The 23,842-nt window shown below is 68.4% G+C and carries 19 protein-coding genes and 1 pseudogene; 13 read left to right on the top strand and 7 right to left on the bottom strand.

What is annotated here, in order from left to right; genetic code table 11:
• Nucleotides 1–324: 324 nt before the first annotated feature.
• Complete coding sequence (locus ACZ3UD_RS23880) at nucleotides 325–1,212, bottom strand: reverse transcriptase domain-containing protein (RefSeq protein WP_465591110.1); 888 nt, start codon at nucleotides 1,210–1,212, stop codon at nucleotides 325–327.
• 289 nt (nucleotides 1,213–1,501) lie between these two features.
• Between ACZ3UD_RS23880 and ACZ3UD_RS23885 the strand changes: the two genes are divergently transcribed.
• The 3 genes from ACZ3UD_RS23885 to ACZ3UD_RS23895 all read left to right on the top strand — a co-directional run bounded on the left by ACZ3UD_RS23885 (nucleotide 1,502) and on the right by ACZ3UD_RS23895 (nucleotide 5,073).
• Nucleotides 1,502–2,116 (top strand): tyrosine-type recombinase/integrase, encoded by a 615-nt coding sequence (locus ACZ3UD_RS23885; RefSeq protein WP_465591113.1) that lies wholly within the window; start codon nucleotides 1,502–1,504, stop codon nucleotides 2,114–2,116.
• Nucleotides 2,117–2,658: 542 nt separating this feature from the next.
• Entirely contained in the window at nucleotides 2,659–3,501 is an 843-nt protein-coding gene (locus ACZ3UD_RS23890) for an SDR family NAD(P)-dependent oxidoreductase (RefSeq protein ID WP_465591115.1), read from the top strand.
• A gap of 474 nt (nucleotides 3,502–3,975) precedes the next feature.
• Nucleotides 3,976–5,073 (top strand): helix-turn-helix domain-containing protein, encoded by a 1,098-nt coding sequence (locus ACZ3UD_RS23895; protein ID WP_465591118.1) that lies wholly within the window; start codon nucleotides 3,976–3,978, stop codon nucleotides 5,071–5,073.
• 39 nt (nucleotides 5,074–5,112) lie between these two features.
• On the opposite strand, the gene ACZ3UD_RS23900 is transcribed toward ACZ3UD_RS23895, so the two are convergent.
• Together ACZ3UD_RS23900 and ACZ3UD_RS23905 are read right to left on the bottom strand one after the other, a co-directional pair.
• Entirely contained in the window at nucleotides 5,113–8,940 is a 3,828-nt protein-coding gene (locus ACZ3UD_RS23900) for an amino acid adenylation domain-containing protein (protein WP_465591121.1), read from the bottom strand.
• Between the two features lie 68 nt (nucleotides 8,941–9,008).
• Entirely contained in the window at nucleotides 9,009–9,929 is a 921-nt protein-coding gene (locus ACZ3UD_RS23905; RefSeq protein WP_465591124.1) for an EamA family transporter, read from the bottom strand.
• Between the two features lie 392 nt (nucleotides 9,930–10,321).
• Here ACZ3UD_RS23905 and ACZ3UD_RS23910 point away from each other — a divergent pair, with 392 nt between their 5' ends.
• Entirely contained in the window at nucleotides 10,322–10,771 is a 450-nt protein-coding gene (locus tag ACZ3UD_RS23910) for a DoxX family protein (RefSeq protein ID WP_465591127.1), read from the top strand.
• A gap of 249 nt (nucleotides 10,772–11,020) precedes the next feature.
• On the opposite strand, the pseudogene ACZ3UD_RS23915 reads toward ACZ3UD_RS23910, so the two are convergent.
• A pseudogene (locus tag ACZ3UD_RS23915) lies at nucleotides 11,021–11,242 on the bottom strand (NAD(P)-binding domain-containing protein); the annotation flags it as partial.
• Nucleotides 11,243–11,824: 582 nt separating this feature from the next.
• Here ACZ3UD_RS23915 and ACZ3UD_RS23920 point away from each other — a divergent pair.
• The 6 genes from ACZ3UD_RS23920 to ACZ3UD_RS23945 all read left to right on the top strand — a co-directional run bounded on the left by ACZ3UD_RS23920 (nucleotide 11,825) and on the right by ACZ3UD_RS23945 (nucleotide 18,208).
• Complete coding sequence (locus ACZ3UD_RS23920; RefSeq protein ID WP_465591129.1) at nucleotides 11,825–12,652, top strand: tyrosine-type recombinase/integrase; 828 nt, start codon at nucleotides 11,825–11,827, stop codon at nucleotides 12,650–12,652.
• 227 nt (nucleotides 12,653–12,879) lie between these two features.
• Nucleotides 12,880–14,820, top strand: coding sequence for a LodA/GoxA family CTQ-dependent oxidase (locus ACZ3UD_RS23925; RefSeq protein WP_465591132.1), 1,941 nt, complete (start codon nucleotides 12,880–12,882; stop codon nucleotides 14,818–14,820).
• A complete protein-coding gene (locus tag ACZ3UD_RS23930; protein ID WP_465591135.1) occupies nucleotides 14,820–15,986 on the top strand; it encodes an NAD(P)/FAD-dependent oxidoreductase in 1,167 nt (388 codons plus the stop codon). The genes ACZ3UD_RS23925 and ACZ3UD_RS23930 overlap by 1 nt, the downstream gene beginning before the upstream one ends.
• Nucleotides 15,983–16,702: a hypothetical protein gene (locus ACZ3UD_RS23935; RefSeq protein WP_465591138.1), complete on the top strand. Its 720-nt coding sequence runs from the start codon at nucleotides 15,983–15,985 to the stop codon at nucleotides 16,700–16,702. Before ACZ3UD_RS23930 ends, ACZ3UD_RS23935 begins: the two co-directional genes overlap by 4 nt.
• 12 nt (nucleotides 16,703–16,714) lie before the next feature.
• Nucleotides 16,715–16,927, top strand: a complete 213-nt coding sequence (locus ACZ3UD_RS23940; protein ID WP_465591141.1) for a hypothetical protein — start codon at nucleotides 16,715–16,717, stop codon at nucleotides 16,925–16,927.
• Nucleotides 16,928–17,293: 366 nt separating this feature from the next.
• Nucleotides 17,294–18,208 (top strand): IS982 family transposase, encoded by a 915-nt coding sequence (locus ACZ3UD_RS23945; protein ID WP_465591143.1) that lies wholly within the window; start codon nucleotides 17,294–17,296, stop codon nucleotides 18,206–18,208.
• Between the two features lie 19 nt (nucleotides 18,209–18,227).
• On the opposite strand, the gene ACZ3UD_RS23950 is transcribed toward ACZ3UD_RS23945, so the two are convergent.
• Nucleotides 18,228–19,004, bottom strand: a complete 777-nt coding sequence (locus ACZ3UD_RS23950) for a glycosyltransferase family 2 protein (RefSeq protein WP_465591146.1) — start codon at nucleotides 19,002–19,004, stop codon at nucleotides 18,228–18,230.
• Nucleotides 19,005–19,327: 323 nt separating this feature from the next.
• Between ACZ3UD_RS23950 and ACZ3UD_RS23955 the strand changes: the two genes are divergently transcribed.
• The 3 genes from ACZ3UD_RS23955 (at nucleotide 19,328) to ACZ3UD_RS23965 (ending at nucleotide 21,454) form a co-directional block, all read left to right on the top strand.
• Nucleotides 19,328–20,062, top strand: coding sequence for a hypothetical protein (locus ACZ3UD_RS23955; protein ID WP_465591149.1), 735 nt, complete (start codon nucleotides 19,328–19,330; stop codon nucleotides 20,060–20,062).
• A gap of 73 nt (nucleotides 20,063–20,135) precedes the next feature.
• A complete protein-coding gene (locus ACZ3UD_RS23960; protein ID WP_465591152.1) occupies nucleotides 20,136–20,633 on the top strand; it encodes a hypothetical protein in 498 nt (165 codons plus the stop codon).
• A 221-nt stretch (nucleotides 20,634–20,854) separates the two neighbouring features.
• The gene (locus tag ACZ3UD_RS23965) at nucleotides 20,855–21,454 is read left to right on the top strand and encodes a hypothetical protein (protein ID WP_465591155.1); all 600 of its coding nucleotides are present in this window, start codon (nucleotides 20,855–20,857) and stop codon (nucleotides 21,452–21,454) included.
• Nucleotides 21,455–21,543: 89 nt separating this feature from the next.
• Here ACZ3UD_RS23965 and ACZ3UD_RS23970 read toward each other — a convergent pair whose 3' ends face one another.
• Both ACZ3UD_RS23970 and ACZ3UD_RS23975 read right to left on the bottom strand, forming a co-directional pair.
• Complete coding sequence (locus ACZ3UD_RS23970) at nucleotides 21,544–21,876, bottom strand: hypothetical protein (protein ID WP_465591158.1); 333 nt, start codon at nucleotides 21,874–21,876, stop codon at nucleotides 21,544–21,546.
• Between the two features lie 11 nt (nucleotides 21,877–21,887).
• Entirely contained in the window at nucleotides 21,888–23,840 is a 1,953-nt protein-coding gene (locus ACZ3UD_RS23975) for a TniQ family protein (protein WP_465591161.1), read from the bottom strand.
• Nucleotides 23,841–23,842: the final 2 nt, after the last annotated feature.

Genomic DNA, 23,842 nt, shown 5'->3' on the forward strand with positions numbered 1-23,842 from the left:
ACGAGGGAGGTGCCCAGCTGTTGCCCCGACAGCATCGCCACGACTACGCCGCAGACATTCACCGTGGCCTCCCCACCGGCGATTCCTCCCGGCTTCGGAGTTGAACACCAACACGAGTGCGGGCATCCACGCGCTGCTGACCAGCCCATATCCACCAGGTTGGAGCTGGCACGCCGATTACGAGGCTTTGGCACTGGTTCCTCTCGTACACCTTCTCGTCTCGCTTGCCGGACCCAGCCCGTCTGGTAGTTCCAGACCGTCCCGGCGTTGTCAGGGCTGCTTTCCACCCTCACCGGCGTTCCCCGGCTCAGGCTGCCCTCAGCTTCACCCAGCCGCTGCGACGGCCAGGCGGTGGGGTCCTTCCACCCCCACTCGGTCATGCGACGCCTCGTGGCGCGCGAAGTCGTCCGCGTAGCGGACCAGCCGCCACGTCGGCCGCCCCTTGGAACGCCGGTACTCGCGCTTGCCGTGGGTCGACATCGCCCCGCCCGGCTTCCACGGCCCCATCACGTGCTCGTCGAGCACGCTCAAGGCGATGTTGGCCAGCATCGGAGACAGGATGCCGCCCTGCGGCGTGCCGGTCATCGTGTCCTGGTAGTCGCCGAGTTCGGTGAGGATCCCGGCTTTCAGGAACGCCTTGACCAGCGCCAGGACGCGTTTGTCCTTCACCCGTAGACGCACCCGGTCCATCAGGGCCGCGTGGTCGATCGAGTCGAAGCACGCCTCGATGTCCGCATCCAGCACCCAGCGGTAGCCGCGGGTGCCGAAGTGGTGGATCTCGGCGATCGCGTCCTGCGCACGCCGTTTGGGCCGGAAACCGTACGAGCACGGCAGGAACTCCGCCTCGAAGATCGGCTCCAGCACCAGTTTCAGCGCCGCCTGGACAACCCGGTCCGCAACCGTCGGAATCCCGAGCTTGCGAACCTTCCCCGACCCACCCGGTTTCGGGATCTTGCGTTCCCGCACCGGAAGCGGCCGGAACGAGCCGTCCTTGAGACCGGCCCGCAGGCCATCCAGGAACCCGGGCACGCCCACCAGTTCCGTGACGTAGGCGACCGTGAGGCCGTCCACGCCCGGCGTACGCGCACCCTGGTTTCCCGCGACCCGGTCGAACGCCACGATCAGCGTCGCCGGGTCACACACGAAGTTGAACAAGTCATCGAACCGGCGGCCGGGATCGGCCACCGCCCAACGGTGAAGCTTGGCCTGCATCTCCGATACCCTCGCTCCCGGCCCGGCCGGACCAGAGCAAGGAGCATCGCCGTTCGGCGGTGCGTCTTTCGGCATTGCAGTGCCCCTCCCTTCTCGAAACCGCTGCCGCCCTTCCCCATGCGGCCGGCTTTCCCGACCTCGGAGTACTACGGCGGCTCCGCCCCGTCCCGGACCGATCGGCGGTCGACGCGCCCAGCCCTGCCCTCACCGCTGGAGGCGGCGCACAGGGCGAGACCCGGGACGGTTCCCGTGTTCACTGTGGTTCGCTCGACGAAGTAGGAGCCCGACTATGCCCCTGCGGCATCGCCACGAGTACGCCGCAGACCTTCCTCGTGGCCTCCCGGACGGCTCGTGCCCACCGTCCTGGGAGTTACCCGCCCACCTGCTCGACGGGATACGCACCGCTCCCGGCCCAGATCCGCCAGGTTCGAGCCGGTGCCTAATCAAGGGGGTGTCATACGCCGGTTCCTCGCGTACTCCTCTCCGTCCCGCTCGCCGAACCCGGACCGTCTGGCAGTACCGGCCCGTCCCGGCTTTGTCAGGGGTGCTCCCACCCTCCCCGGCGCCACCCGGATCAGGCTGCCCCCAGCTCCACCGCCCTGCTGCGACAGGATCAGCGGCGAAGGCCTCTCACCTCCACTCGAACCACAGCGCCTCACGGCGCACGCACGACCTGCGCCACACTGCGGCCAGCATCATGATCGCCGCCGACATCCCTCTCGCCGTCGTCTCCAAGACACTGCGCCACGCCAACCTCGGCATCACCGTCGACCTCTACGGGCACCTCCTCAAGGACTCCGCCGACGAAGCCGTCAAGGCTCTCGCCTCCGCTCTCGACCAAGCGGACGCCCGCCAGGGCAACGTGAGCCGCGAAGCTGGCTCTACCGTTCGCTTGGCCGCATAGGCCCTGTGAAAGCGCGGCGTCGGTAATGAGAGGTGCTGTGAAGGCCGTCGGGTCCGGCGGTGACGGCGTCGGCGACGGGCCTCTTGGTCAAGTATTCACGGATGCCATGGGGGGAGAGGTAGTTGCCCGTGCTGATGCGTACGTCCGTGACTCCGGCGGCGATGTGGCCGAGGCCTGTGCCGCGTGCGACGACTTCCCAGCGGGAGTAGGCGTTCGTCCCACACGGTCCCGGCGGGCACGGTGAGCGGGGATGCGGCTGCGGCAATCCCATCCCGAACGACCGGCCAGCCCAGTGGCGAGCCGCAGGTGATGAACGCCCGCACGCCGCCGTCTCTCGCGACTGAGATCTCACCGCGCTGGATGATGTCGTAGGCGATCACGCTGCCGTCGACCGCCAGTCTGCCCCTGCCCACCCGCGCGCGATCCCCTTCGCTGGACGGTGTGACTTGTTCAGGGATCCCTGATGGCCAATGATAATGATCAACCTTTGCCGTTACCCGGTCCTGTTGCATGTGCCTCGGACCCGACACCGGAGTTGCGTTATGAAGAGTCTGCACCGCAAGGTCGCCGTCGTCACTGGGGCAACAAGCGGCATCGGAGCCCGAATTGCGGAGGTGTTCGCCAGCGAGGGCGCACACGTCGTCCTCGCTGGCCGCCGCGAACGGGAAGGACACCAGCGGGCCGCGGCACTGGGCGAGTCGGCGACCTTCGTGCGCTGCGACGTGTCGGTGGAGGCAGACGTCGAGGCACTGGTCGGCCACACCGTCGAACGCTACGGGCGGCTGGACATCATGGTCAACAACGCAGGCGGACCTGGGAACATGGCGTCGGTCACCGACTTCGACTCGGACGTGTTCGCCCGGACACTGGCGGTACACGTCGCGGGCGTCATGCTGGGCATCAAGCACGCCGGACGGCAGATGGTCGCCCAGCGCTGGGGAAGCATCATCAATGTGGCGAGCCTGGCGGGAAAGATAGCCGGCTGGTCCGGCCTGGACTATTCGACCGCCAAGGCCGCGGTGCTCCACCTCACTCGGTGCGCGGCGGTGGACCTGGGTGAACACGAGGTCCGCGTGAACAGCGTGTCCCCAGGCTTCGTGCCAACGGGCATCTTCGCCAAAGGCGCCGGAGCCGACGCATCAGCTGCTGACGCGACGGCGACTTCGGTGGCCGCGGCGTTCAAGCCGCTGCTGGAGTGCAGCCAACCGTTCCCCGGTACCGTCGGAACCGACGACGTGGCCGCGGCGGCACTGTGGCTCGCCGGCGACGCCAGCCGCCTGGTCACCGGGCAGGATCTCGCAGTCGACGGTGGTATGACGGCCGGACGCCCCGCCGCGGCTTCCCGAGCCGAACGGACCCGCATGCGCGACCTTCTCTCCCCCTGACCTTGAGGGAGCGCACCCGACCAGCCCCGATCGTCCGGCACACGCCGCCACCGTTGGCACCACGATCTGCTTCGGCCGGCTTGTCCGTGCTCTCGCGGCTACGGTGATCGGAGCACGCCGACGACCCACCGAGCTCGTCGCGTGGTGGCGGTTGACGGTGCGCCAGAAGAGCAGACGTGGGTTTCCTGCCGGTCGAGGCAGTCCCGGAAGGCCGTCGGCGGCCACGGGGTGTCGGTTCGTGGATGTCGAGGGTGGCCTCGCGGGTGCCCGGGGGCCGGTCCTCCGGGTGGGGGTGATCGGCCCGGCGGCCACGGCCAGTACGGAGACCGGGACGGTGGCGGTGCGCGGGTGGCGGCGACCCTGCCCTTGCCGAGAGCCTCATCCGGGCTGGTGAGGGCGGATTCGGTGTCGGGCGCGGTTGCTCAAGTCGGCACCCTGGCGGAGCCGGCGGGCACCTCGGCATGATGATCAGTCGTGCTGCTGAGACTGGCATACCTGGGCGTGACGAACGCGCTCGCGCTGCTGCGGCTGCTGCCGATGAGCGACCGCGAGAAGGAAGTGGAGATCCTGGCACTGCGCCATCAGATCACCGTGCTGGAACGACAGCTGAGCGGAGCGCGGATACGGTTCGACGCGAGCGACCGGGCATTCCTCGCAGCCCTGCTCCACCAGCTCCCGGCACAGGCACTGCGTCGAGTGCGGTTGCTGGTGCGGCCGGACACCGTGCTGCGCTGGCACCGCGACCTGGTAGCCCGTCGTCATGCCGCCCGGTCCCATCCCAAGCGCGGAGGCCGACCGCGGACCGTACGCTCCATCCGCGCCCTGGTCGTGCGCCTGGCCGCCGAGAACCCGGCATGGGGGTACCGTCGTCTGCACGGCGAACTGCTCGTCCTCGGCGTGAACGTGGCCCCGTCCACGGTCTGGGAGATCCTCAAGGACGCCGGCATCGACCCGGTGCCCGAACGCACGTCCACGACCTGGGCGGACTTCCTGCGCTCCCAGGCCGACGCGCTCCTCGCGTGCGACTTCTTCGAGACCATCACCCTGTCCGGAGCCCGCATGTACGTGTTCGCGGTCATCGAGCACGCCAACCGGCGGATCCGGATCCTGGGCGCGACCGCGCACCCGACCGCATCCTGGGTGACGCAGATAGCGAAGAACCTCGTCATGGACCTTGAGGACGCCGGCTGCCGGGCCCGCTACCTGATCCGGGATCGGGACGGGAAGTTCCCCGAGCTGTTCGACGAGGCACTCAAGGACGCGGGCATCGAGGTCGTCCTCAGCGGCATCCGGATGCCCGGAATGAACTCCATCATGGAACGCTGGGTGCAAACCTGCCGCCGCGAGTTGCTGGACCGCACCCTGATCTGGGACCAGCGCCACCTACTCCACGCCCTGCGCGAATTCGAGCACTTCTACAACGGGCACAGACCACACCAGGGCATCGCGAACGCCCGCCCGCTCCACCCACTCCCCCAACCGATCACCGATCCAGGACAGATCACCCGCCTCGACATACGCAAGCGCGACCGCCTCGGCGGTCTACTCCACGAATACCAACATGCCGCTTGACCAGGCCGGATGAGGTTTTCGGCAAGGGCAAGGTCCGGATCACGCGCCCAGGCGGGTGCGGATCGCCGCCACCAGTTCGGTGACACCGTGCTCCTTCAGCACGCTGTAGTGGTCGCCCGCCAGTTCGACCGTGGTGGGGGGAGCCGCGGAGTAGCCGGAGCTGCCCTCGATGAAGGAGTAGTCGTCGCCGACGGCCTTGAGGACGGTCACCGGTGCGCTCAGCCGCCGTTCGGCGAGCTCGCGGAAGCTGTACTCGAACTCGTAGGTCTCCCCGACGATCCGGGTGATCCGGCGGATCAGCTCCTCGTCCAGCGCGGGGAACAGGCGGTGGACGAAGGCGACGAAGCCGTCCTCGTCGTGCGCCTCGGCGAGGCACGCATCCACCTCAGGCCCGCTGATCGAGCCCGCGAAGACCGAGAACAGGATCGTCACATAGGCCGGGTTGCGATAGGAAGCCTCCCGCCCGTGGCGCTGCCCGTCGGCCTGGCGGACCTCCGGGTTGCCGGGGCAGATCAGCAGCAGGTTCTCCACCCGCTCGCCCGCCTGCTCCAGCTGCCACGCCGCCTCGAAGGCGACGCGGGCGCCGAAGGAGTAGCCCCACAGCATGTACGGCCCCTGGGGCTGCACCCGCCGGATCTCCGCCACGTCGGCGGCCGCCATCTCCCGGATCGTGGGGTACGGCACCTCGCCGGCGTTGATGCCGTACGCCTGGACCCCGTACACCGGCCGGTCGAGGCCCGCCTCGCGTCCCAGCAGGCGCAGGTTCATCGGGTATCCACCGAGCCCCGGCCAGCAGAACACCGGTCTCTTCACACCCTCGCGATGGAGCGGGACCAGGCGTGAACTGGGCTCGTCGGCATCGTTCTCGATCCGGGCGGCCAGGTCGACCAGCCTGGGGCACTCGAAGACGACCTGCAGCGGCAGCCGGGTGCCGAACTCCCGGTTGATCCGGTTGATCAGCGCCACGGCGGTCAGCGAGTTGCCGCCGGAGGTGAAGAACTCGTCCTCCACCGACACGTTCTCGTACTTCAGCGCCTTGCCCCAGGCCTCGGCCAGCCACCGTTCGTGGCGCGTCGCGGGAGCCACGTAAGGCGTCCGGTGGTCCGCCGAGCGCACCTGCTCGGAGGCGGCCAGGGCCTTCACGTCGACCTTGCCGTTGGCGGTCAGCGGCAGCTCGTCCAGGATCAGTACCTGGTTCGGGATCATGTAGTCGGGCAGGAGGGTGGCCAGTTCGTCCTTGATGATCTCGGCGGGGCCCTTCATGTGGACGGCGTCCTCGCGCATGCCCTCGCTGCGGATCTGCTCCTCACTCACCTTGCCGCCGAGGAAGAAGTACGACGGACCGGTCCCGATTCCGCAGGCCGTCAGGATGGCGTCGATGCGCCGAGCTGCCGGGAGCGGGTTGCCGCTCTTGGAACTGTAGCCCGAGGACATGAAGCCCAGACCGAGGCCGTTGCGCTGCAGATGGTGCAGCTTCGTCCCCAGCCCGATGTACTGCAGCCACGGCTCGGCCGCCCGGCTGACCGCCGTGATGCCGAAGTCCGCCCGGTCGTACACCTGCTGGTTGATCGCGATAACCTGCTTGCGCAGCACCAGCTCACCCGATATCTGGTCCAACTCGCCTGCCGCGTATCGGTACTGGCCAGCCGGTAGGTCTCTCACCCGGCCGGGGTGTGCCTGGACGAAGAGCTCGGTGCGGTCCTGGCGCGGGGCGCCGTCGTTCGGGTGGATCTCGAAGGTGCCGAGGTAGTAGTCCTCGTCGGCGACGTCCAGGCGGTCCTTGACGGACGGGGTGTGGGCGAGGGGGCGGATGTTCAAACCGTGCTCGGGCAGCACTTCCTCGAACAGGCCCACCATGTGGCCGGCCTCGAACTCCAGCACTTCCCGGATGTTGTTCTTGTACACCGGCTCGATGGCGCGCCGCTTGCCGATGAAGTGCACGGCGAGGTTCCCGTCGGAGGCGGCCGCGGACGCACCGATCCGCACCAGGGTGTGCTCGACGGGGTGGTAGTAGTACACGCCGGCGGCCAGGCCGTCCAGGCCGGCGGTCTCCAGGTACAGCTGCGTCGCGTACAGGGCGCCGGGCGAGGCGTACGCGTATTTCGGCAGCAGCCGCTCGTCGCTCTGGAAGCGGCCGAACCAACGGAGGATCTCGCCCAGTTCATCGAACGACAGCGCGTCGAGGCTGCGCGAGAGCGCGCCTACCGGGCGCGGGGCGAGCAGTTCCATGATCTCGGCCCGGGTGACCTCGCCGCCCTCGTAGAAGCGGTAGGTCTTGCGCGCGAAGGTCTCACGTCGCTGACGCTGCGTCTCCTGCCGGCCCGGCAGCTCGACCACTGGCCGGCCGTGCAGCTCGTCCGGATCCCGCACGCCCGGGTTGGACAGCTGCGCCTTGACCTGCAGCTTGCTGGCCTTGGACTGGTGGTGGCCGCCATGGTTGCCCTGGTCCATCAGGGCTGCTTCCTTCGCGTTCAGCTCGACGCACGCCACCAGGCTCTGGAAGCCGGTCCGCTCGTCGTCGGTGACGACGGCCGCCGCGCGCCTGACCCAGGTGTGCTCCTCGATGGCGAGGGCGATCTCGTCCAGCTCGACGCGATAGCCGCGCAGCTTGATCTGGTTGTCCACCCGGCCGACGAACTGAATCGTGCCGTCGGCGTTCCAGTAGGCCAAGTCCCCGGTCCGGTACAGCCGCTGAGTCGGCACGAACGGTGAAGGGACGAACCGATCCCGGGTCTGGTCGGGCCGATTCAGGTACCCCCGGGCCAGTTGGACGCCACCGATGTACAGCTCCCCGGTCTCGCCGATGTCCACCGGCGCCAGGTTCTCATCCAGGATGAAGCACTGGGTGTTGTCGACGGGCACGCCGATCGGGATCGAGCCGGCGCCCTCGCCGATCTCGTCCGGGTCGACCAGGTAGGCCGTCGCGTTGATGGTGCACTCGGTCGGCCCGTACAGGTTGACCAGCGACGCCCACGGAAGCTCGTCGGCGAAGGCCCGGGCGAGCTGGCGCGAGAGCGCCTCACCACCGGAGAACACCCGTCTGAGCGTGGCGCAGCTGTGGAACTCGTCCGTGTCCAGCAGGGCCTGGAGCAGGGTGGGGACGCACTGCAGCGTCGTCACCCCGTGCTCGACGATGGTGGCGATGAGTGCCTCGGGATCCCGGTAGACACCGGGCGCACCCATGACGACCCGGGCGCCCACAGCGGGGGCCAGGATCTCCCACTGCGCCGCGTCGAAACTCATCGGTGTCTTCTGCAGCACCGCGGTGCCCTTGCCCAGATGCCCGCAGGCGTGCAGCCACCGCAGCTGGGACACGACGCTGCGCTGCTCGATCATCACGCCCTTCGGCCTGCCCGTGCTGCCGGAGGTGTAGATGACGTATGCCAGGTCTCCGGCCTGCGGCGCCGCCGGATCCGCCGAGGTGCAGCCCCGCGCGTCGGCCGGGGTGAGGATCTTCGTCCCCTGTGGGGCCAGCTCGGTCAGACGGGTCCTCAGGTGGTCCTGGGTGACGATGACGCGGGTGCCGCTGTCCTCGATCATGTAGCGGAGTCGGTCCTGCGGGTACTCCGAGGACAGTGGCAGATAGGCGGCTCCGGCGAGCAGGATGCCCCAAGCGCCCACCATCAGGTCCAGGGAGGGCTCGACGTACAGTCCGACGCAGTCGTCGGCCCCCACGCCGAGGTCCCGCAGCAGGGCGGCCAGTTCGCTTCCCGCCTGCTCAAGCTCGTGATAGGTGAGGCCCTGGTCGCCGCAGACGACCGCGATGGCCTCGGGCTGCGCCTCCGCCTGCTCCCGCAGCAGGTGGGGCAGGCACCGGCCGAGGTCGGTGCCGATTGCGCGCAGGCGTGTGGTCGGTATGGTCTTCATGGTTTCCCCCGAGTAGCCGGTACGTGATGACGGCGACATGGTGACGACGGCGCGGTGACGACGCGTGCTTACGACGCGCTTGCGACAGGCTCTTCGGCTGGCACCTGCTCCGGCGGCTCCAGGACCTGCGGCTTCGATCTGGGCTGGGCCAGGACGACCGCGCTCACGACGGCCACCGCACCGGCCAGCTGAACGGGTGAGAGACCCTGACCCAGGACGAGGTATCCAAGGACGGTCGCGGCCAGCGGACTGCCGAAGCCCAGGATCGACACCCCGAGGGCGGGCAGCCGCTCGATCCCGCGGAACCAGATCGCGTAGGCGATCAGGGCTCCGATCACGCTCAGATAGGCGAAGCCGCCGATGTTCGCCCCCGTGATCCGGCCGGGCAGGCCTTCGGCGAGCAGCGTGGCCGGCAGCAGCACGAGGCCGCCGACGGTCAACTGCCAGCCGGTGAAGGTCAACACGCTCACCCCCGCCGGTCGGCCCCACCGCTTGGTGAGGACGATGCCGGACGCCATGCAGACCGCGCCCCCCAGCCCGGCCGCCACACCGACCGCGTCGAGCCCCGCCTGCGGCCTGAGCACCAGCAGTGCCACACCCAACACGCCGAGCACGCACGCCGCCACCTGCATCGGCTGGATCCGATCCTTGAGCAGGATCGCCGCCAGCAGCAGCACCAGCATCGGCTGAACCGCGACCACCAGGGCCGCCACGCCGCCGGGCAGGTGGTAGGCGGCCACGAACAGCAGGTAGAAGAACGCCCCGATGTTCAGCACACCTAGCGCCAGGGCGCGCCACCACCATGCGCCCTGCGGCAGCACCCTGCCGAACGCGAGCAGCACCAGCCCGGCCGGCAGGGCCCGCACGGTGGAGGCCAGCAGCGGCCGATCAGGGGGCAGCAATTCGGTGGTCACCAGGTAGGTGCTGCCCCAGACCGTCGGGGCCAGCGCCGTCAGGCCCGAGTCGAGGACCAACCGCCGGCCCTTCACCGAGCAACCACGATCGGTGTGACAGTGACGGCCGGCAGGCGAGCGGCCGCGATGACGGACTGTCTGGATCTGAGCACGGTGAGTTCTCCGATTCGGGCATGACTGTGCGCTGAAGCCAGACATCCCCCTGGCCCACCAGACCATAGGACAGGCAAGACTTACCTAACAAGCCTCAACGCCCGTCCGGTCACCGACTGGGCATCGACCGCAGACGAACGAACACTTGGCGACGAGTCATGAGCCGTGCCTGACCTGGCAGTTCGGCCCACCACAACTGATTCTGCTTCAGCCGGCACCCCTTGCCAGCTTGGTAAGCCTTCCCTAACGTATGGCTCCGTCAGTTCGCCAGCTTCCGCCCCGCACGTTTGCCCCGGCATCCAAGGAGCCTGTCCATGTCATCCCTTGACGAGTACACTGATCACGCGAAGCCCTATGTGCTGGGCCTCTTCCGGATCGTCATCGGCCTCCTCTTCGCCTTCCACGGCGCCGCCTCACTCTTCGGAATCTTCGGCGGAGCACCGGGCGGTGGCTCCGTCCCCAGCGGTACCTGGCCCTACTGGTACGCCGCCGTGATCCAGCTCCTGACCGGCGTCCTGGTCCTCGCCGGCCTGTTCACCCGCAGCGCCGCGCTGATCGCCTCCGGCTCCATGGCGTACGCCTACTTCGTCGAGCACCAGTCCACCGCCCTGCTGCCGCTGCAGAACCACGGCGAGCCGTCCGCGATGTACTGCTGGTCCTTCCTGCTCCTGGTCTTCACCGGCCCCGGCGCGCTCGCGCTCGACCAACTCCTGGGCGCCCGCCGCAGAATCCAGCCGACCGCAGTAGCCACCACCGCCTCATGACGTCGAAGCACATCATCGACTGAGGGTCCGACCGGTTAGTGCCGACATCCACGCATCAGGACCCGCAACGGATTGACCCAGCCGGTGGAGTCCGGCAATCACCAACCGCTGCCCGGGGCCGGGCCGGACCACAGAGCCGCGAAGCCGCAACCAACTCGGACCCGGCCCTACCCGTCTTCCGGGCCGCTGTCCGTCGGCAGAAGGGCGTGTCTGCGGGGTCGTCCGCTTCGGGCGCCAGCGCCGACCGATGAACGGCGCCACGCAGATGACGGTCAGCTCGCTCGCCGCCACGGCCTCCTCTGCCGTGGTCGCGCTCACCACGCCCCGGGCGACCAGCGCGGCGTCCCGGCCCGAGGTGCGGTTCCAGACCGTGGTGCGGATGCCAGCGTCGACGAAGGCACCGGCCAGGGCGCGTCCCATCGGCCCGAGGCCGAGCACGGTGACGGTGGGCTGGGTGTGGTTGGTGGGCATACTTCATCTCCTGCGGCGCCCATAGGCGCTCATCAAGTGTGGTCCCAAAGTGGTCCCCAGGCCGAGCGCCCCGCCACAGCTACTGCCTGTGATCGAGACCTGTCGGCCCTTCAGCAAACGGCGTCACGCCCGCCCGACTGCCCCCGCGTCGATGCCGTCAGCCGGCCCACGGAGCCGGTGCCTGAGGGCGGATCATGGTCGCTTACTCACCGGTTGCGGACAGTGATCTTCCGGGCGGTGTGTCGTCTTGAGCGTGTCTTCGCCGTGTGGTTCTGACGTGCCTCGCGCACCGCTCCTCACGCTCTGCCGCCACGCCCGACCAGGCGGCGACTCTTGGTCCCAGGATCACCCGATCGGAGAAGGGAAAGCTCATGAGACAGCGTGCGCGGCGGGGACGGGTCTACCGGCGGTGCGGGTGTACGGACGAGCACCGCAAGCAGCTGGGTCCGTGATGCGTGCGATTGCTGGAGGAGGCGGGTCACGGGTCGTGGACGTACTGCGTTCGACCTCGCCCCGGAAGACCGGAAGCGAAGGACCCGTCGACGGGGCGGGTTCACCAGCCGGACCGAGGCGGCCCGCGAGATGGCCGCGGCGCTGGACGGCGAGCTGCGCGGGGTCTATGAGAACCGCCGTACCACCGTCGCGAGCTACCTGCGCGAATGGCTGGCCACGAGAAGGCCGCACCTCGCGCCGAACACGTACGCCGGCTACGCCGCGTGCGCCGAGCGCGACCTCATCCCCGCCTTCGGCCACCTCCGGCTCCTCGACGTGCGCCCGGAACACATCGACGACTGGGCCACGGCCCAGCTGAAGGCCGAGCGCGGGCTCGTCACCGTCTACCGGGCCGTGTCCACCCTGCGCAACGCGCTGAACGCTGCAGTGCGCTCCTGGCGCCTGCGATACAACCCCGCCAAGCACTCCGTCCCGCCCAAGCCCCGCGCCGCCAAACGCACCTGCTGGACCCCGGACGAGGCCGCAACCTTCCTGCGCCACAACGCGGAGCAGTACGCCGACCAGCTCACCGACCTGTTCGAGGTCATGCTCGGCACCGGCATGCGCCGCGGCGAGGTTCTCGCCCTCCACTGGTCGGACGTCCACCTCATGGACCGCAAGCTGTTCGTCCGCTGGACCCTGGCCGCGATCGACACGGGAATCGCCAACCCGAAAGCCCTGGCCATCCTTGGCGGTTATTTTGCGACCTTCTGCAGCACCATAACCAGAGCCAGCCGACCTGGCGACCAGCCCGGCTTGCCCACCCGGCCGAACGCGTCAGCAACGGCCGCGTCCAGAACCAGCTCACCGAGCCGGTCACGGACCTGCACCGCCCGCGGCAGCTCCCGCCTGCCCTGGCAAATCTCCCGAATCGCCGCCCCGACCTGCGGATCCAGCTCAGGCCGGGGCTGCGGCTGAAACCCAAACAAGATCAACGATCAGCATGATCCCATCCCGGCCACCCGAGCTCCATTGTGCCGAGCGGGTGCAGATGTCCCCCAGACAGGCCAGGCATGGATATCCGCCTCACTCTTGCGAGTGGTGGTCCGTGTCCCTCCAATCGGAGCAGAGTTTCCTGCCGTAGCGTTTCGCCTGCGAACGTTCAGATCGAAGCCGGATTCCCGGAGTTGGAGGCACCGAGCCAGATGACCGACGAGATCGTCCGTGCTGCGATCCACCCCGCCATCGGAATCGCCAGAGTCGGAAACTCACTGGAGGAGTACTACACCGGCCCCGAGGTGCCCGACCCCGCGCCGCAGGACCCGGGCTTCTACAAGGACTCCGCCGGCGCGATCAAACGCGAGGCGGCGCGCTTTCGGGTCTATGGGTACAACGCACTGGGCGAGGTGGTGGCCGAGCTCACGGCGGACAACGCCGATATCCGCTGGAGCGCGCACCTGGCGAACAAGAAGGCGGCCTGGTACCAGTTCCAGCTCGCTCTCGACATTCCCGACGCGGCGGGTGCCAAGGCGTCCGAGCTTCGCAACAAGGAGATCACCGGCGACCTCCGAAAAGACCTGATCATCGACCCGGGCCCGATCAGCATCAGCGGGAGAAACCTCTCAGGGCCCGACTTCCACTTCCGTGACGGCAAGTTCATGGGGAAGGAGGTCTATCTCGGGGAACTGCGCACCGACGAGGACGGGCACCTGCTGGTGCTCGGCGGCTTCGGCCAGTCGGCCTCCTACAATGGCAAGCCGATCACCACCTACGCCAACAACGACGGCTGGCACGACGACATCGGCGACGGCCCGGTCACGGCGACCGTCACCGTCGGCGGCCGCGTGCTGCCGGTCGACCCCGCCTGGGTCCTGGTCGCCCCACCCAACTACGCCCCCGCGCTGAAGGGCATCCGCACCCTCTACGACCTGCTGTACGACGTGTTCGTCTGCGACGGATCGCTGCCGTTCCCGGACAGGGTCTCCTTCACTCGCCACATCGCACCGGTACTCCAGCGGTTCACCGACCACCAGTGGGTCAACCAAGGCTTCGCCGGCTACTACGGGCACGACGGTCTCAGCCAGTTCACCACCCCGCAGATGCTGGCACGGCTCAGCAGCAACGCCCCCAGCCGCCGCGCGTTGCGCCGGCAGGTGTTCAACGCGCTGCGCGACTTCGGGCGCGACGGCGGCTCGCCCGTCCCCTGGCCCTGGTTGTACGGGGATGCGATGGCCATCCCGCCGCGCTCGCCGCTGCAGCACATGGCGTTCTCCCCGACCCAGTACCGGATGTTCCAGTACTGGGCCGACGGCGACTTCGAGGACGACTGGGGCACCCTCGGGGCCACCGCGCCGCCCCGGACACTTGCCGAGGTGCGCCTCGCCGAGCAGCCGGCCGCGCTCGACCGCGCCGCACTGGACTTCTGCCTCGCCGACGCCTTCCACCCTGGCTGCGAGGTCACCTGGCCGATCCGGCACTCCTCGATGTACATGGCGCCGTTCCGGATCCGCCACCGCCCGGCCGACCAGCCCGAGCCCTCGTACGGCACGGTCCTCACCCCCGAGACCGCGCTGTCGGTGAACGGACCGCTGTACGCCCAGGCGCCGGGTGACCTCTCCCGGTGGATGGCCGTCCCGTGGCAGAGCGACACGGCCAGCTGCCGTTCCGGCTACGAGCTGTCCCTGGGTCCGCGCCACGACCCGTACCTGCCGACGTTCTGGCCGGCCCGGGTCCCCAACCACGTCCTCACCGAGGACGACTACCAGGTGGTCGTGGACGAGACCCGGCCGCTGGCCGAACGCACCGAGGCGTTCGAGCGGCGGGCCGTGTGGCTGCGTGGGCTGCGCGGGCAGAACACCGAGCAGCTCAACCAGATGATCGACGACTGGTACCGGCTCGGCATCGTGGAGGTGCGCGAGGGCGCCAAGGATTTCCCCGACCGGATCCAGGTGGAGTCCAGGCCCTCCATCGACCTCGAAGGCGTTCCGCTCACCCAGAACCTGGTGACGCTGCACGTGCCCCAGGCCGCGGACCTGACCCTCGCGTCGGTGGCGATCAACCAGGCGATCGCGGTCAGCGATTACACCGCCGAAGAGGTGACGGCCGGCTTCATCGACAAGGTCGCGCCCTTCCGCGACAACGTCTGATGACCGGTCGGCGCACCGCCGCGGGCGACCACTACGACGTGGTGGTCGCCGGCGGCGGCCCGGCGGGCGCCGCCGCCGCCCTGACCCTGGCGCGCGCGGGCCGGACCGTCCTGCTCGCGGACGCCGGGAGCGGCCCTCCCAAGGTCGGCGAGTCCCTGCCCTCGGTGGCCAAGGTCCTGCTCGGCGACCTGGGCGCCGGTCAACGGCCTGTCGCGGCCGGACACCTGACCTGCTACGCCAACCTTTCCTCCTGGGGATCGACCGCCCTGGGCCGCACGGACTTCATCAACGACCCGAACGGTCCCGGCTGGCACCTGGACCGGGCTCGGTTCGACCGGTGCCTGCGCGAGGCGGCCCGCTCGGCCGGCGCCGAAGTAGCGGAGCACACCACGGTCCGCCCGAAGCCCGGGAACCCGGAGGGAAGTTGGGCAGTCACACTGCGCGGACCGGCGGAGCAGCGGATGGTCCGGTGCGACTGGCTGGTGGACGCCAGTGGCCGCCGCAGGGCGGTAGCCTCCGTCGGCCGGGCCGCCACTCAGCGCACGGACGGCCTGGTCGCCACATGCCTGGTCCTGGCACCCGAGTCCACGGGGCGAGCGGGTGAGACCTGCTCGCTGGTCGAATCCGCGGGGGACGGCTGGTGGTACACCGCGCTGCTGCCCACCGGCCGCCGCCTGGTGGCCTACTTCACCGACGCCGACCTCGCCCCGCCCGCACCGCGCACCCGCTCGGACTTCGCCCGGCTGCTGCGGCAGACCCGGCACGTCGCGGCCCGGGCCGGCGCCCACCCGCTGCCCACCGACGCGACTCCTCGGCGGGCCCCCGCCCACTCCTCCCACCTCGACACCCCCACCGGCGACGGCTGGATCGCCGTCGGCGACGCGGCCATCGCCTTCGACCCGATCTCCTCCCAGGGCATCCTCACCGCCCTACACACCGGTATGGCCGGAGCCTCGGCCCTGGCCGCCCACCTCGACGGCGACGGCCAGGCGCTGGAGTCCTACCGCGCCCAGGTCGCCGCGATCCACTCCGCCTACCGCCGCAACCACCACACGGTGTACCGCCTGGAGAACCGCTGGAGCGACCGGGTCTTCTGGCAGCGCCGGCACACGTCCCTACCGCATCCCTCCACACCACAGCACAGCATCCGAAAGGAGTTCGCATGACCACCCGTCACCACCACGAGCACGAGGACCCTTCGGTCCACTCCTTCATCCTGTCCGGCCGGGACACAGTCTTCGGCTACCACCTGGCCATGTTCGGCATGGCCGAGCACCGCTACCAGGTTGTGGTCGAGTACGACCTGCCCACCGACATCGTCGAGATCTACCTCAAGGACCAGGCGGACCGCCCGGCCAGCTGGCACGCGGTGCGCAACACCGAGGACATGGTGCTGCCCCCGATCGGCGACGGCTCGGTCACCGAGTACCCGGCCCGCCTCGACCGGGTCACCCAGACCGGCAACGGCGAGGACCGGATCTGGGAGCCCATCTCGGGCGGCTTCACTGTGCGGATCAAGCGGGTGCTGAACTTCCGCCGGTTCAGCGAGGAGCCCTTCCCAGCGCACCTCACCTACCTGCTCTACGGCCGGGGCAAGGAGGCCCACATCGCCCACCGCCTGGTCAAGCGCCCCCACTTCGAGCAGATCTTCACCCTCCAGCAGGTGCCCGACGGCGTCACGGCGAACGACCTGGCGAACGCCGTCGAGATCACCATCCCCTCGGTGCCCGACAACGGGCACGACGGCCAGCCATGGACCACCAGGCCACTGCCCGACCGTAGCTACCCGGCCATGCTCCACCGCGCCAAGGCGGCCCCCGTGCCGATCACCCTCGACCTCGGTGACGAACGCTGGTGGAACATCACCACGCTCAATGCCTGACGAGGTAGGACCGTGCAGACCGACCCGCTGTCCCGGTTCCTCAACGTGCTCGCCCCGACGAGCCGGGACAATGTGCGGCGACTGCCCCACGTGACCCAGGAGGAGATGGCCGCGAGGTGGGAGACCTACCTCACCGACGACACCGACCTGCTGTCCCTGGACGAGCTCGATCCGCACACCGCCGAGGCCAAGGCAGCCGAACACGTCGTCAAGGACTACTCCTGACCTGCTGACCCCGCAGCGGGGCCGCCGACCGCCGGATCGGGCGCCATCGCCCGATCCGGCGAGCCAGTTCCAGCGCGAGGACCTGGTCGATCCGCTGCCAGGTCTCGAAGCGAGCCCGCAGGCGGGCCACGTGATGAAAGGACCCGACGGCATCGCCGTCGGGTCCCAGGCCGCCGCCGAGGCGGACGGTGTTGCGATCCTCGGCCGCCCCGGAGGGCGACCGCCACGCGCCGGCCTTGCTCAATCAACGTAATCGCCATTGGGTTGCGATCCTCAGCCGCCCCGGAGGGCGACCGCCACTAGATGACTGATGCCAAGGGCTCACTGGCACGCATGACATGAAGCGAGGGAGTCCAAAGATCGGTTGTGACGCCTGATCTGGACTCCCTCGCGACCGCACTCTACGTGAAGACCGACGACCTGCTGAAGGAATCGCCGCATCTGGCGCCGTGGCGTCCCAAGATCGGCATCGAACCGCAGCTCAGCGATGCCGAACTGGTCACGCTGTCGGTGATGCAAGCACTGCTCGGCTTCGTCTCCGAGCGCCGCTGGATCCGCTACGCCCACTCCAACCTCCAGCACCTGTTCCCGTACCTCCCGGGGCAGTCCGGCTACAACCGGCGCCTGCGCAAGAGCGCGGACCTGATCGCCCGCGTCAACCGGCAACTGGCCACCGACACCAGCCTGTGGACGGATAACGTCTGGGTGGTCGACTCCACCCCGATCGAATGCGGACGCTCCCGCGAGACGGTCAAGCGCTCCGACCTGGCCGGATGGGCCGAGTACGGCTACTGCGCCAGCCATTCGCGGTTCTTCTGGGGCCTGCGGTTGCACCTGGTGTGCACCCTGCACGGCCTGCCCGTCGCCTTCGCGCTCACCGGCGCCAAGGCCGACGAGCGCACCACCCTGCTGGACATCCTGGACACCGAGACCGCCCTCGTGGCCGCCCGGCCCGGCCAGACCCTGATCGGGGACAGGAACTACTACGGCGCCGCGTTCGAGCGTGAGCTCGCCGAGCTGGAGATCCGGCTCCTGCGACCGGCCCGCAAGGGCGAATCCGTGCGGGCCGGATCACAGCTGTTCAAGCCGCTACGGCAAGTCATCGAGTCGGTCAACGACACCTTCAAGGGCCAGCTCGACCTCGAACGCCACCACGGCCGCACACCCGGCGGCGTCATGGTCCGCGTCCTCCAGCGGATCCTCGCACTGACCGCCGCGATCTGGCACAACGACCACACAGGCCAGCCCGTCATGCGCTCGCTGACCGCCTACGACCACTAAACCCCTTGGCATCAGTCATCTAGATCCGCGACTTGCGCCGCGAGTGCCAGGCGGCGCCGGCCAGCGAAAGCACCGAGCGGTGCACCGGCAGCTGTTCGTGGTCGCGGTACAAGCGCCAGTTGTATGGGACGAGAGCCAGCTTGCGGGAGGACAGCGATCTCGCGCGCCCGGACCTGTACACCGCCAACGGTTCTTGCAGCCCCCGGGCGGAGTGCCCTTCCCTCATGATCGACAGCCACAGCCCGTAGTCCTGGCGCCTCGGCATGTCCGGCATCAGCCGGGTGCCCAGCACCGTCCGGGAGTACATGGCGGTCAAGCACCCGATGTGGTCCTGCACCAGCATGTCGCGGTACGTCACGCGCTCCCTTGCCGCAATGATCCGCCCGTTCGGGGCGAAATCGGCAGCCTCGCCGCTGAAGTCAGCGTCCATCTTGTAGTACGAGGTGTAGGTCAGCGGTGCGCCGGCGGTGGCTGCGAAGTCGAGCTGCCGTTCGGTCTTCGTCGGCAGCCACAGGTCGTCGGCGTCAAGGAACGCCACCCACTCCCCCTGCGCCCGCGCCAGGGCGAGGTTGCGGGCCCTGGCCGCGCCGCCCTGCTCCGGCGCGGCCTGCGGGTGCACACGCTCGTCCTGCCGGGCCAAGTCCTGCAACAGATCCCAGGAGCCGTCGGTGGACGCGTCGTCCGTGATCAACAACTCGACATCGCCGTGGGTCTGCGCGAGCACGGAGCGCACCGACGCGCCGAGCGTCGGTGCGCTGTTGTGCACGGGCATCACGACAGACACGAGCGGCGGCACAGCTACTCCTTACCCACGTGGAGTCGTCGGCCAAGGCTATACGCGGGAACTGCCGCTCGCCGCCGTCCCGCCGGGGCTGCCGGGACACCCCTGTGACTGCTCACGCTTGTTGGCGAGTGTGACCGAGATCGTGCCTGATCGCGGCGCGTTCTGCTCACCTCAGTTGGCGAGACCCGTTCGCGATAGTTGGCGAATCAAGACTCGCCGCAGTGACGGAGAGTTGTGACTCACCATTGCTCACTGTCGGGTTAGCACGCGATCCGTGATCTTGAAGTCGCTCTACCCGGTGCGACCCGTCCAGAGCCGCCTGGTTGGATGACCCCATGACGGATTGGTCGACACTCACCGACGCGTGCGGTTCTGCGGAACACGTGCCTGGTCTCCTGGACCGGTTCGAGGCCGATCCGACCGGTGTGTGGTCGGAGCTGATGGACCACCTGTGTCCGCAGCTGGACACCGCCTTCACCGCCAGCTTCGCAGCACTTCCGCGCTTGGCCGAGATCGCGACGGCGGCCAGCCCGGAGACCCTGGGCTCGGTGCTGCTGGCGGCGGGAGCCATCTCCTCCTGTTCGCCCAGGCTGTCCGAGCCCGGCGGCCCCCTGACAGTCTTCTCGGCTCCGATTACGGTTCTGCATGAGCTCACCGATCGCCGTCTGAGCCAGACGGCCGAGGCCGAGGAATACGTGAACCTGCTGCAGGCCCTACTCTCCTTCGAGGGCGTCGAGATCTGGGACCGCTCCCTGGACGGCCTCCAGACCGGGGAGTACGAGGTCGACTGCCCCTACTGCGGCGTCGACATGTTCGTGGTGATCGGGCAGGACGACTCCTTCTGCTGCACCGACGACTATGCGCTGCAAGAAGTGCAGAAGTCACCCCTCCAACCGGCGCGAGTGCACGAGCTGGAAGAGCTGCCGCAGAGGCTGTTCACGCGGGTATTGGCGGACGGTCAGGATGCGCTGGCTGATAGCGTCCGTTACCTGTTCGGGCGAGCCGCCTGCCCGGACTGCGGGACCGACTTCTCGGTGGCCGAGCGGATGGTGGCCGGCTGGATTCCGTGATCTGCCTGGACGCTCCTGTATGTTCTTCCGGACTCGGTGAGGGGGAACTTCCCAGGAGCCTAAGGGAGCGATCGTGGTTGGTGAGCGGCTTGATGCCGAGTGGCTCTGCGGCTGGTGCGAGCAGGCGGATGCGGAACTCGCGACGCTGATGCAGTCGTTCCAACCACGGCACGGCTTCGAGCCGGGCAGCAACCTGGTCACGCTCGCTACGGAGAAGAGCCATCAGGCCACCGACGCGCTCGTGGAGCTGACGCCGATTCCCTCGGATCTGACCACCATGTACTGGGTGATCGACGAGGTCTCCCTGCCCGATGTGGAGAACGGCTACTTCGTCCATCCCGCCTCGCTGGTGGCGGACCACTTCCGCGAGTACGGGGCCGTCCAGATCGACGGGGAAGAGCCTGCCCTGGTCTTCGCCAGCGACGGCGGCGGCCATCTGTTCGCACTGGCAGGATCCGGACGGGTCTGGAGGTCGACCACCGCCTCGTGGTTCGATCAGTTCGACCTCGCTGCGGCTGGCCTTCAGGAGTTCTTCGAGGGGCTCGCTCGACAGATCAGCGGCCAGCTCTGACTGCTATTCGAAGGGCGACTCGGCTCAAGCCGGGTGAGAATCCGGATCCTCCCACCCATAGGCAACAGCACTTCCGCTCGGAGCTGATCTCTAGAGAGACGACCCGATGTTGACGCCCAGTGCCGACCGCGCCCGGGTGAAGCCAGCCGCCCCAGAATCAGCTGGGCGAACGGTCCATAGCGTGAAAAGATGCTGGTTCAGGACAGGGGAGGCTGGGCGGAATGGGGCTGGACTACAGCTACGAGATCTTCATGCCCCCTCGGAACGTTGCGCGAGCACTGACCCGGCTGGCCGAACTCACGCCCCAAGGCCACAACACGCCACCGCTTCCGGTCACTCTGCCGGGCGGCGAGCAACTGATTGTGCCGTTCACCTCGAAGTTCAAGAGCGACCCGGTCGACTGTTCAGCAGGCGGCACGCTCGAACTGGACACCTCAATCATGATTGGCGTCGACGACGCAATGCGTGAGTTCCACCTCCGCGATGTCGACAGGATCGACGAGTTGGGAAGAGTGTCAGTCGGGTACATCTACTTGACCGTCTGGTTCTCGCCCGCATGGCACCCGAGCTTTGCGTCACTGCAGTTCACGGCGGCCACCTCGGGCATGAGTCGGATGTTCGAGCAGTCCGCGAGCGTCAGGAAGGTGTTCACCGACCTCACCGCAGCCGCCGGTGGCGTGTGCTGCCTGCTCGACACCGAGACCGGCATCTTTGACATTTGCTGGCTCAACGGCGAGACGGTCAGTGGCGAGACTGTTCCGGGTAGCCGTTTCTTGCGCTTCCACGATCTCGTCGCCGCCTGGCGCGAGCCGGTGGAGTAGAACGGCAACCACCCGTCTCTGGCGTCTAGGCTTCCCGGGTGCGCTACCTAATCGAGTCCTTCGCAGTCGGTGCCCTGACCCGTGGTCGATCAGTCGAACAGTTTCTCGGCCCCGCCGGTGATGCCCAGGCTCCGGGAGTCCGCTGGGTCGAGATTGTTCCGACCGGCTCTGAGTTCAAGGTCGTTCTCCACACGTCGGCAGACGTCGGAAACGAGGACTTCTACGATCTCGTCGAGTTCCCGCCACTGGATCCCGAGACCGAGGACGACGAGTTCGGCTTGGAGATCGCCACGGCACCGGGAGCACATGACGCCCTCGTCGTTGCGGAGCACCGGACTGGAGCCGTTCGTGGCCGTTGGGTCAATCAGGGTGTAGCTCAGGACGAGTACCGCGACTTCGTGCTCGCCGGTCGACCGCGACATGGGTCACCGAGTTAACGCCTCCTTGCCGAGCCGCGTGGGTGGCGGCTCGGAAGCGTCTCTCCCCCGAGGAGTTCATCGGCGTGTCGGTTGAGGAAGGCGGCCAGCGGAATGAGCGGAGACCACTGACCGGATGAGCGGCAGCGCCGAAGGAGACGACTGACGACCTGTGATTCATGGGTCGCGTGCCCGAGTGGGCGACTGACTGCGGAGAACGGCGGCCGGAAGCACGGTGCGAGGATCCACTCGCTCCCTGTGAGCTTCGACCAGACGAATGCCGAAGCGCAACCGCGAAGCCGATCACCCTGGTCCCACTGTCGGAAAGCCGGGGCCAATTCGGTCACGGAGTCCCGGATTCTGTCCCACTCCGCAACGTTGAGGTGCCAGGAGGCGAATTGCTCGCGGCGTTCGTGATAGTCGACCAGGGGGATGGTAGGGATGTGCTCAGCGAGCCTTTCGAACGCGCCGAGTGCACCGTAGGTGGGTCCGCGAAGCTCGCTCTGAATCGGTGGCAGCTGCAGCGGGTTGTCGATCCAGCTGTTGGGCAGGCCAAGGAACCGTGCGGCTTCGGCCATGCCCATGCCGCCGGCGGCTTGGACGAGTTGAACCGCGATGCTGCGTCGAAAGGGGGCCGATCGCGTTGGCGAGTGCCGCGTCGATGAGGCGCGGTCGAACACGCCGACCCAGTTGGCAGGTAGTTCCTGCGGGATGTGCTGGGGCTCGTAGCCTCGGTGCCGGACTGGCAGGACGGCCGGAGTGGGCGGTAGGCGGTCAAGGCGACCGGGCGGTTGGAGAGGGAACCGGCGGCGGAGGGCGCCCTCGATTTCGTAGCGGATCTGCGGCGACGTCTGGTGCTGAAGGATGCGCCAGGCCGTTCCCCAGCGGGGCTCGTCGTCTGAAGGTGCAGTTTCGAGGAGAGTGGCCAGGGAGGCACGGAACTCGTGAGTAGGTTGGCGGAGGACTTGGTCGGCGAGGCTCAGCAGCGCGGCAGTGGCGGCGGCCGACCGGGGCTCCGTGCTCCAGAGGCTGGGGTGTCGACTGCCGTGCAAAGGAAGGGTTTTGATGTCGTCTGCGGCGCGCTGTTGGATGGCGCCGTGCTCTTCGAGCGCGCCCGCGAGGGCGCCGGGCAGGGTAACGATGCTGGTGATGGGCCAGGTCGCACTGATGACGGCCACCATGACTCGCATGTCGGAAAACGACTGTGCCGACTCTTCGGGGTCGCGCTGAGGGGACAGCATTGCGAGTAACTTGCTCTGTAGGTCAGCGAGTTCAGGGACAAGGGCGTTTTCGTGCAGGTCGCTGGCGTCATCGAGTCGGCGCCCGCAGACGGGGCCGGTCGGGGCGCCGTCACTGTTGTTGCGGCATTCAACCAGGTGGTGTCCTGCCTTGATGGGGTTGGGCACCAGTCGCGTGCTGATGCCTGAGTGCCCGCTCTGGGCGGGGAGTCGGCATGCAGGGCAGGTGCCCTGGAGCATGACCTGGTGATCGAGGCAGGCGAACGCAATGGGCAGATGCCAGAACAGCCGCCAAGTTCCTCCGTAGAGGTTCTGGATCGGCGACCCGTCGCCTCGGAGGCAGCGCGGGCAGTAGCGGGTGGAATCGGTGAGGAGCCATGCCGGGAAGGCGCCCCGGGGCTGAGGAGGTGCGCCTGGCCGTCTCGTCAGGGCCTCCGCGACGGGCGGGTAGTGGTCGATGAACCGGCGGAAGGTGAGCTGGTCGGCCTCGTCGGTCGTCATTCGTGTGGCGTGCGCGAATGTGGCGAGGAGGCCGGGTTCCATCATGATCAGGTGGCGGCGTGGTGCCAGTGAGGTGTTGAAGTGGTTGTGCGTCATGCCCGTGCGCCAGGCGATTTGGCCGGGAGGCTCGTCGAGGTGGTGAGCCATGCGGAGGAGGAAGCCGGCGAGGCTCTCTCCCGGTAGCGGGGCCAGGCTGCGGGGCATCGGTGTCGTCGGCCGGCTCGTGACCATCC

The organism is Kitasatospora sp. NPDC023118 (assembly GCF_055560875.1).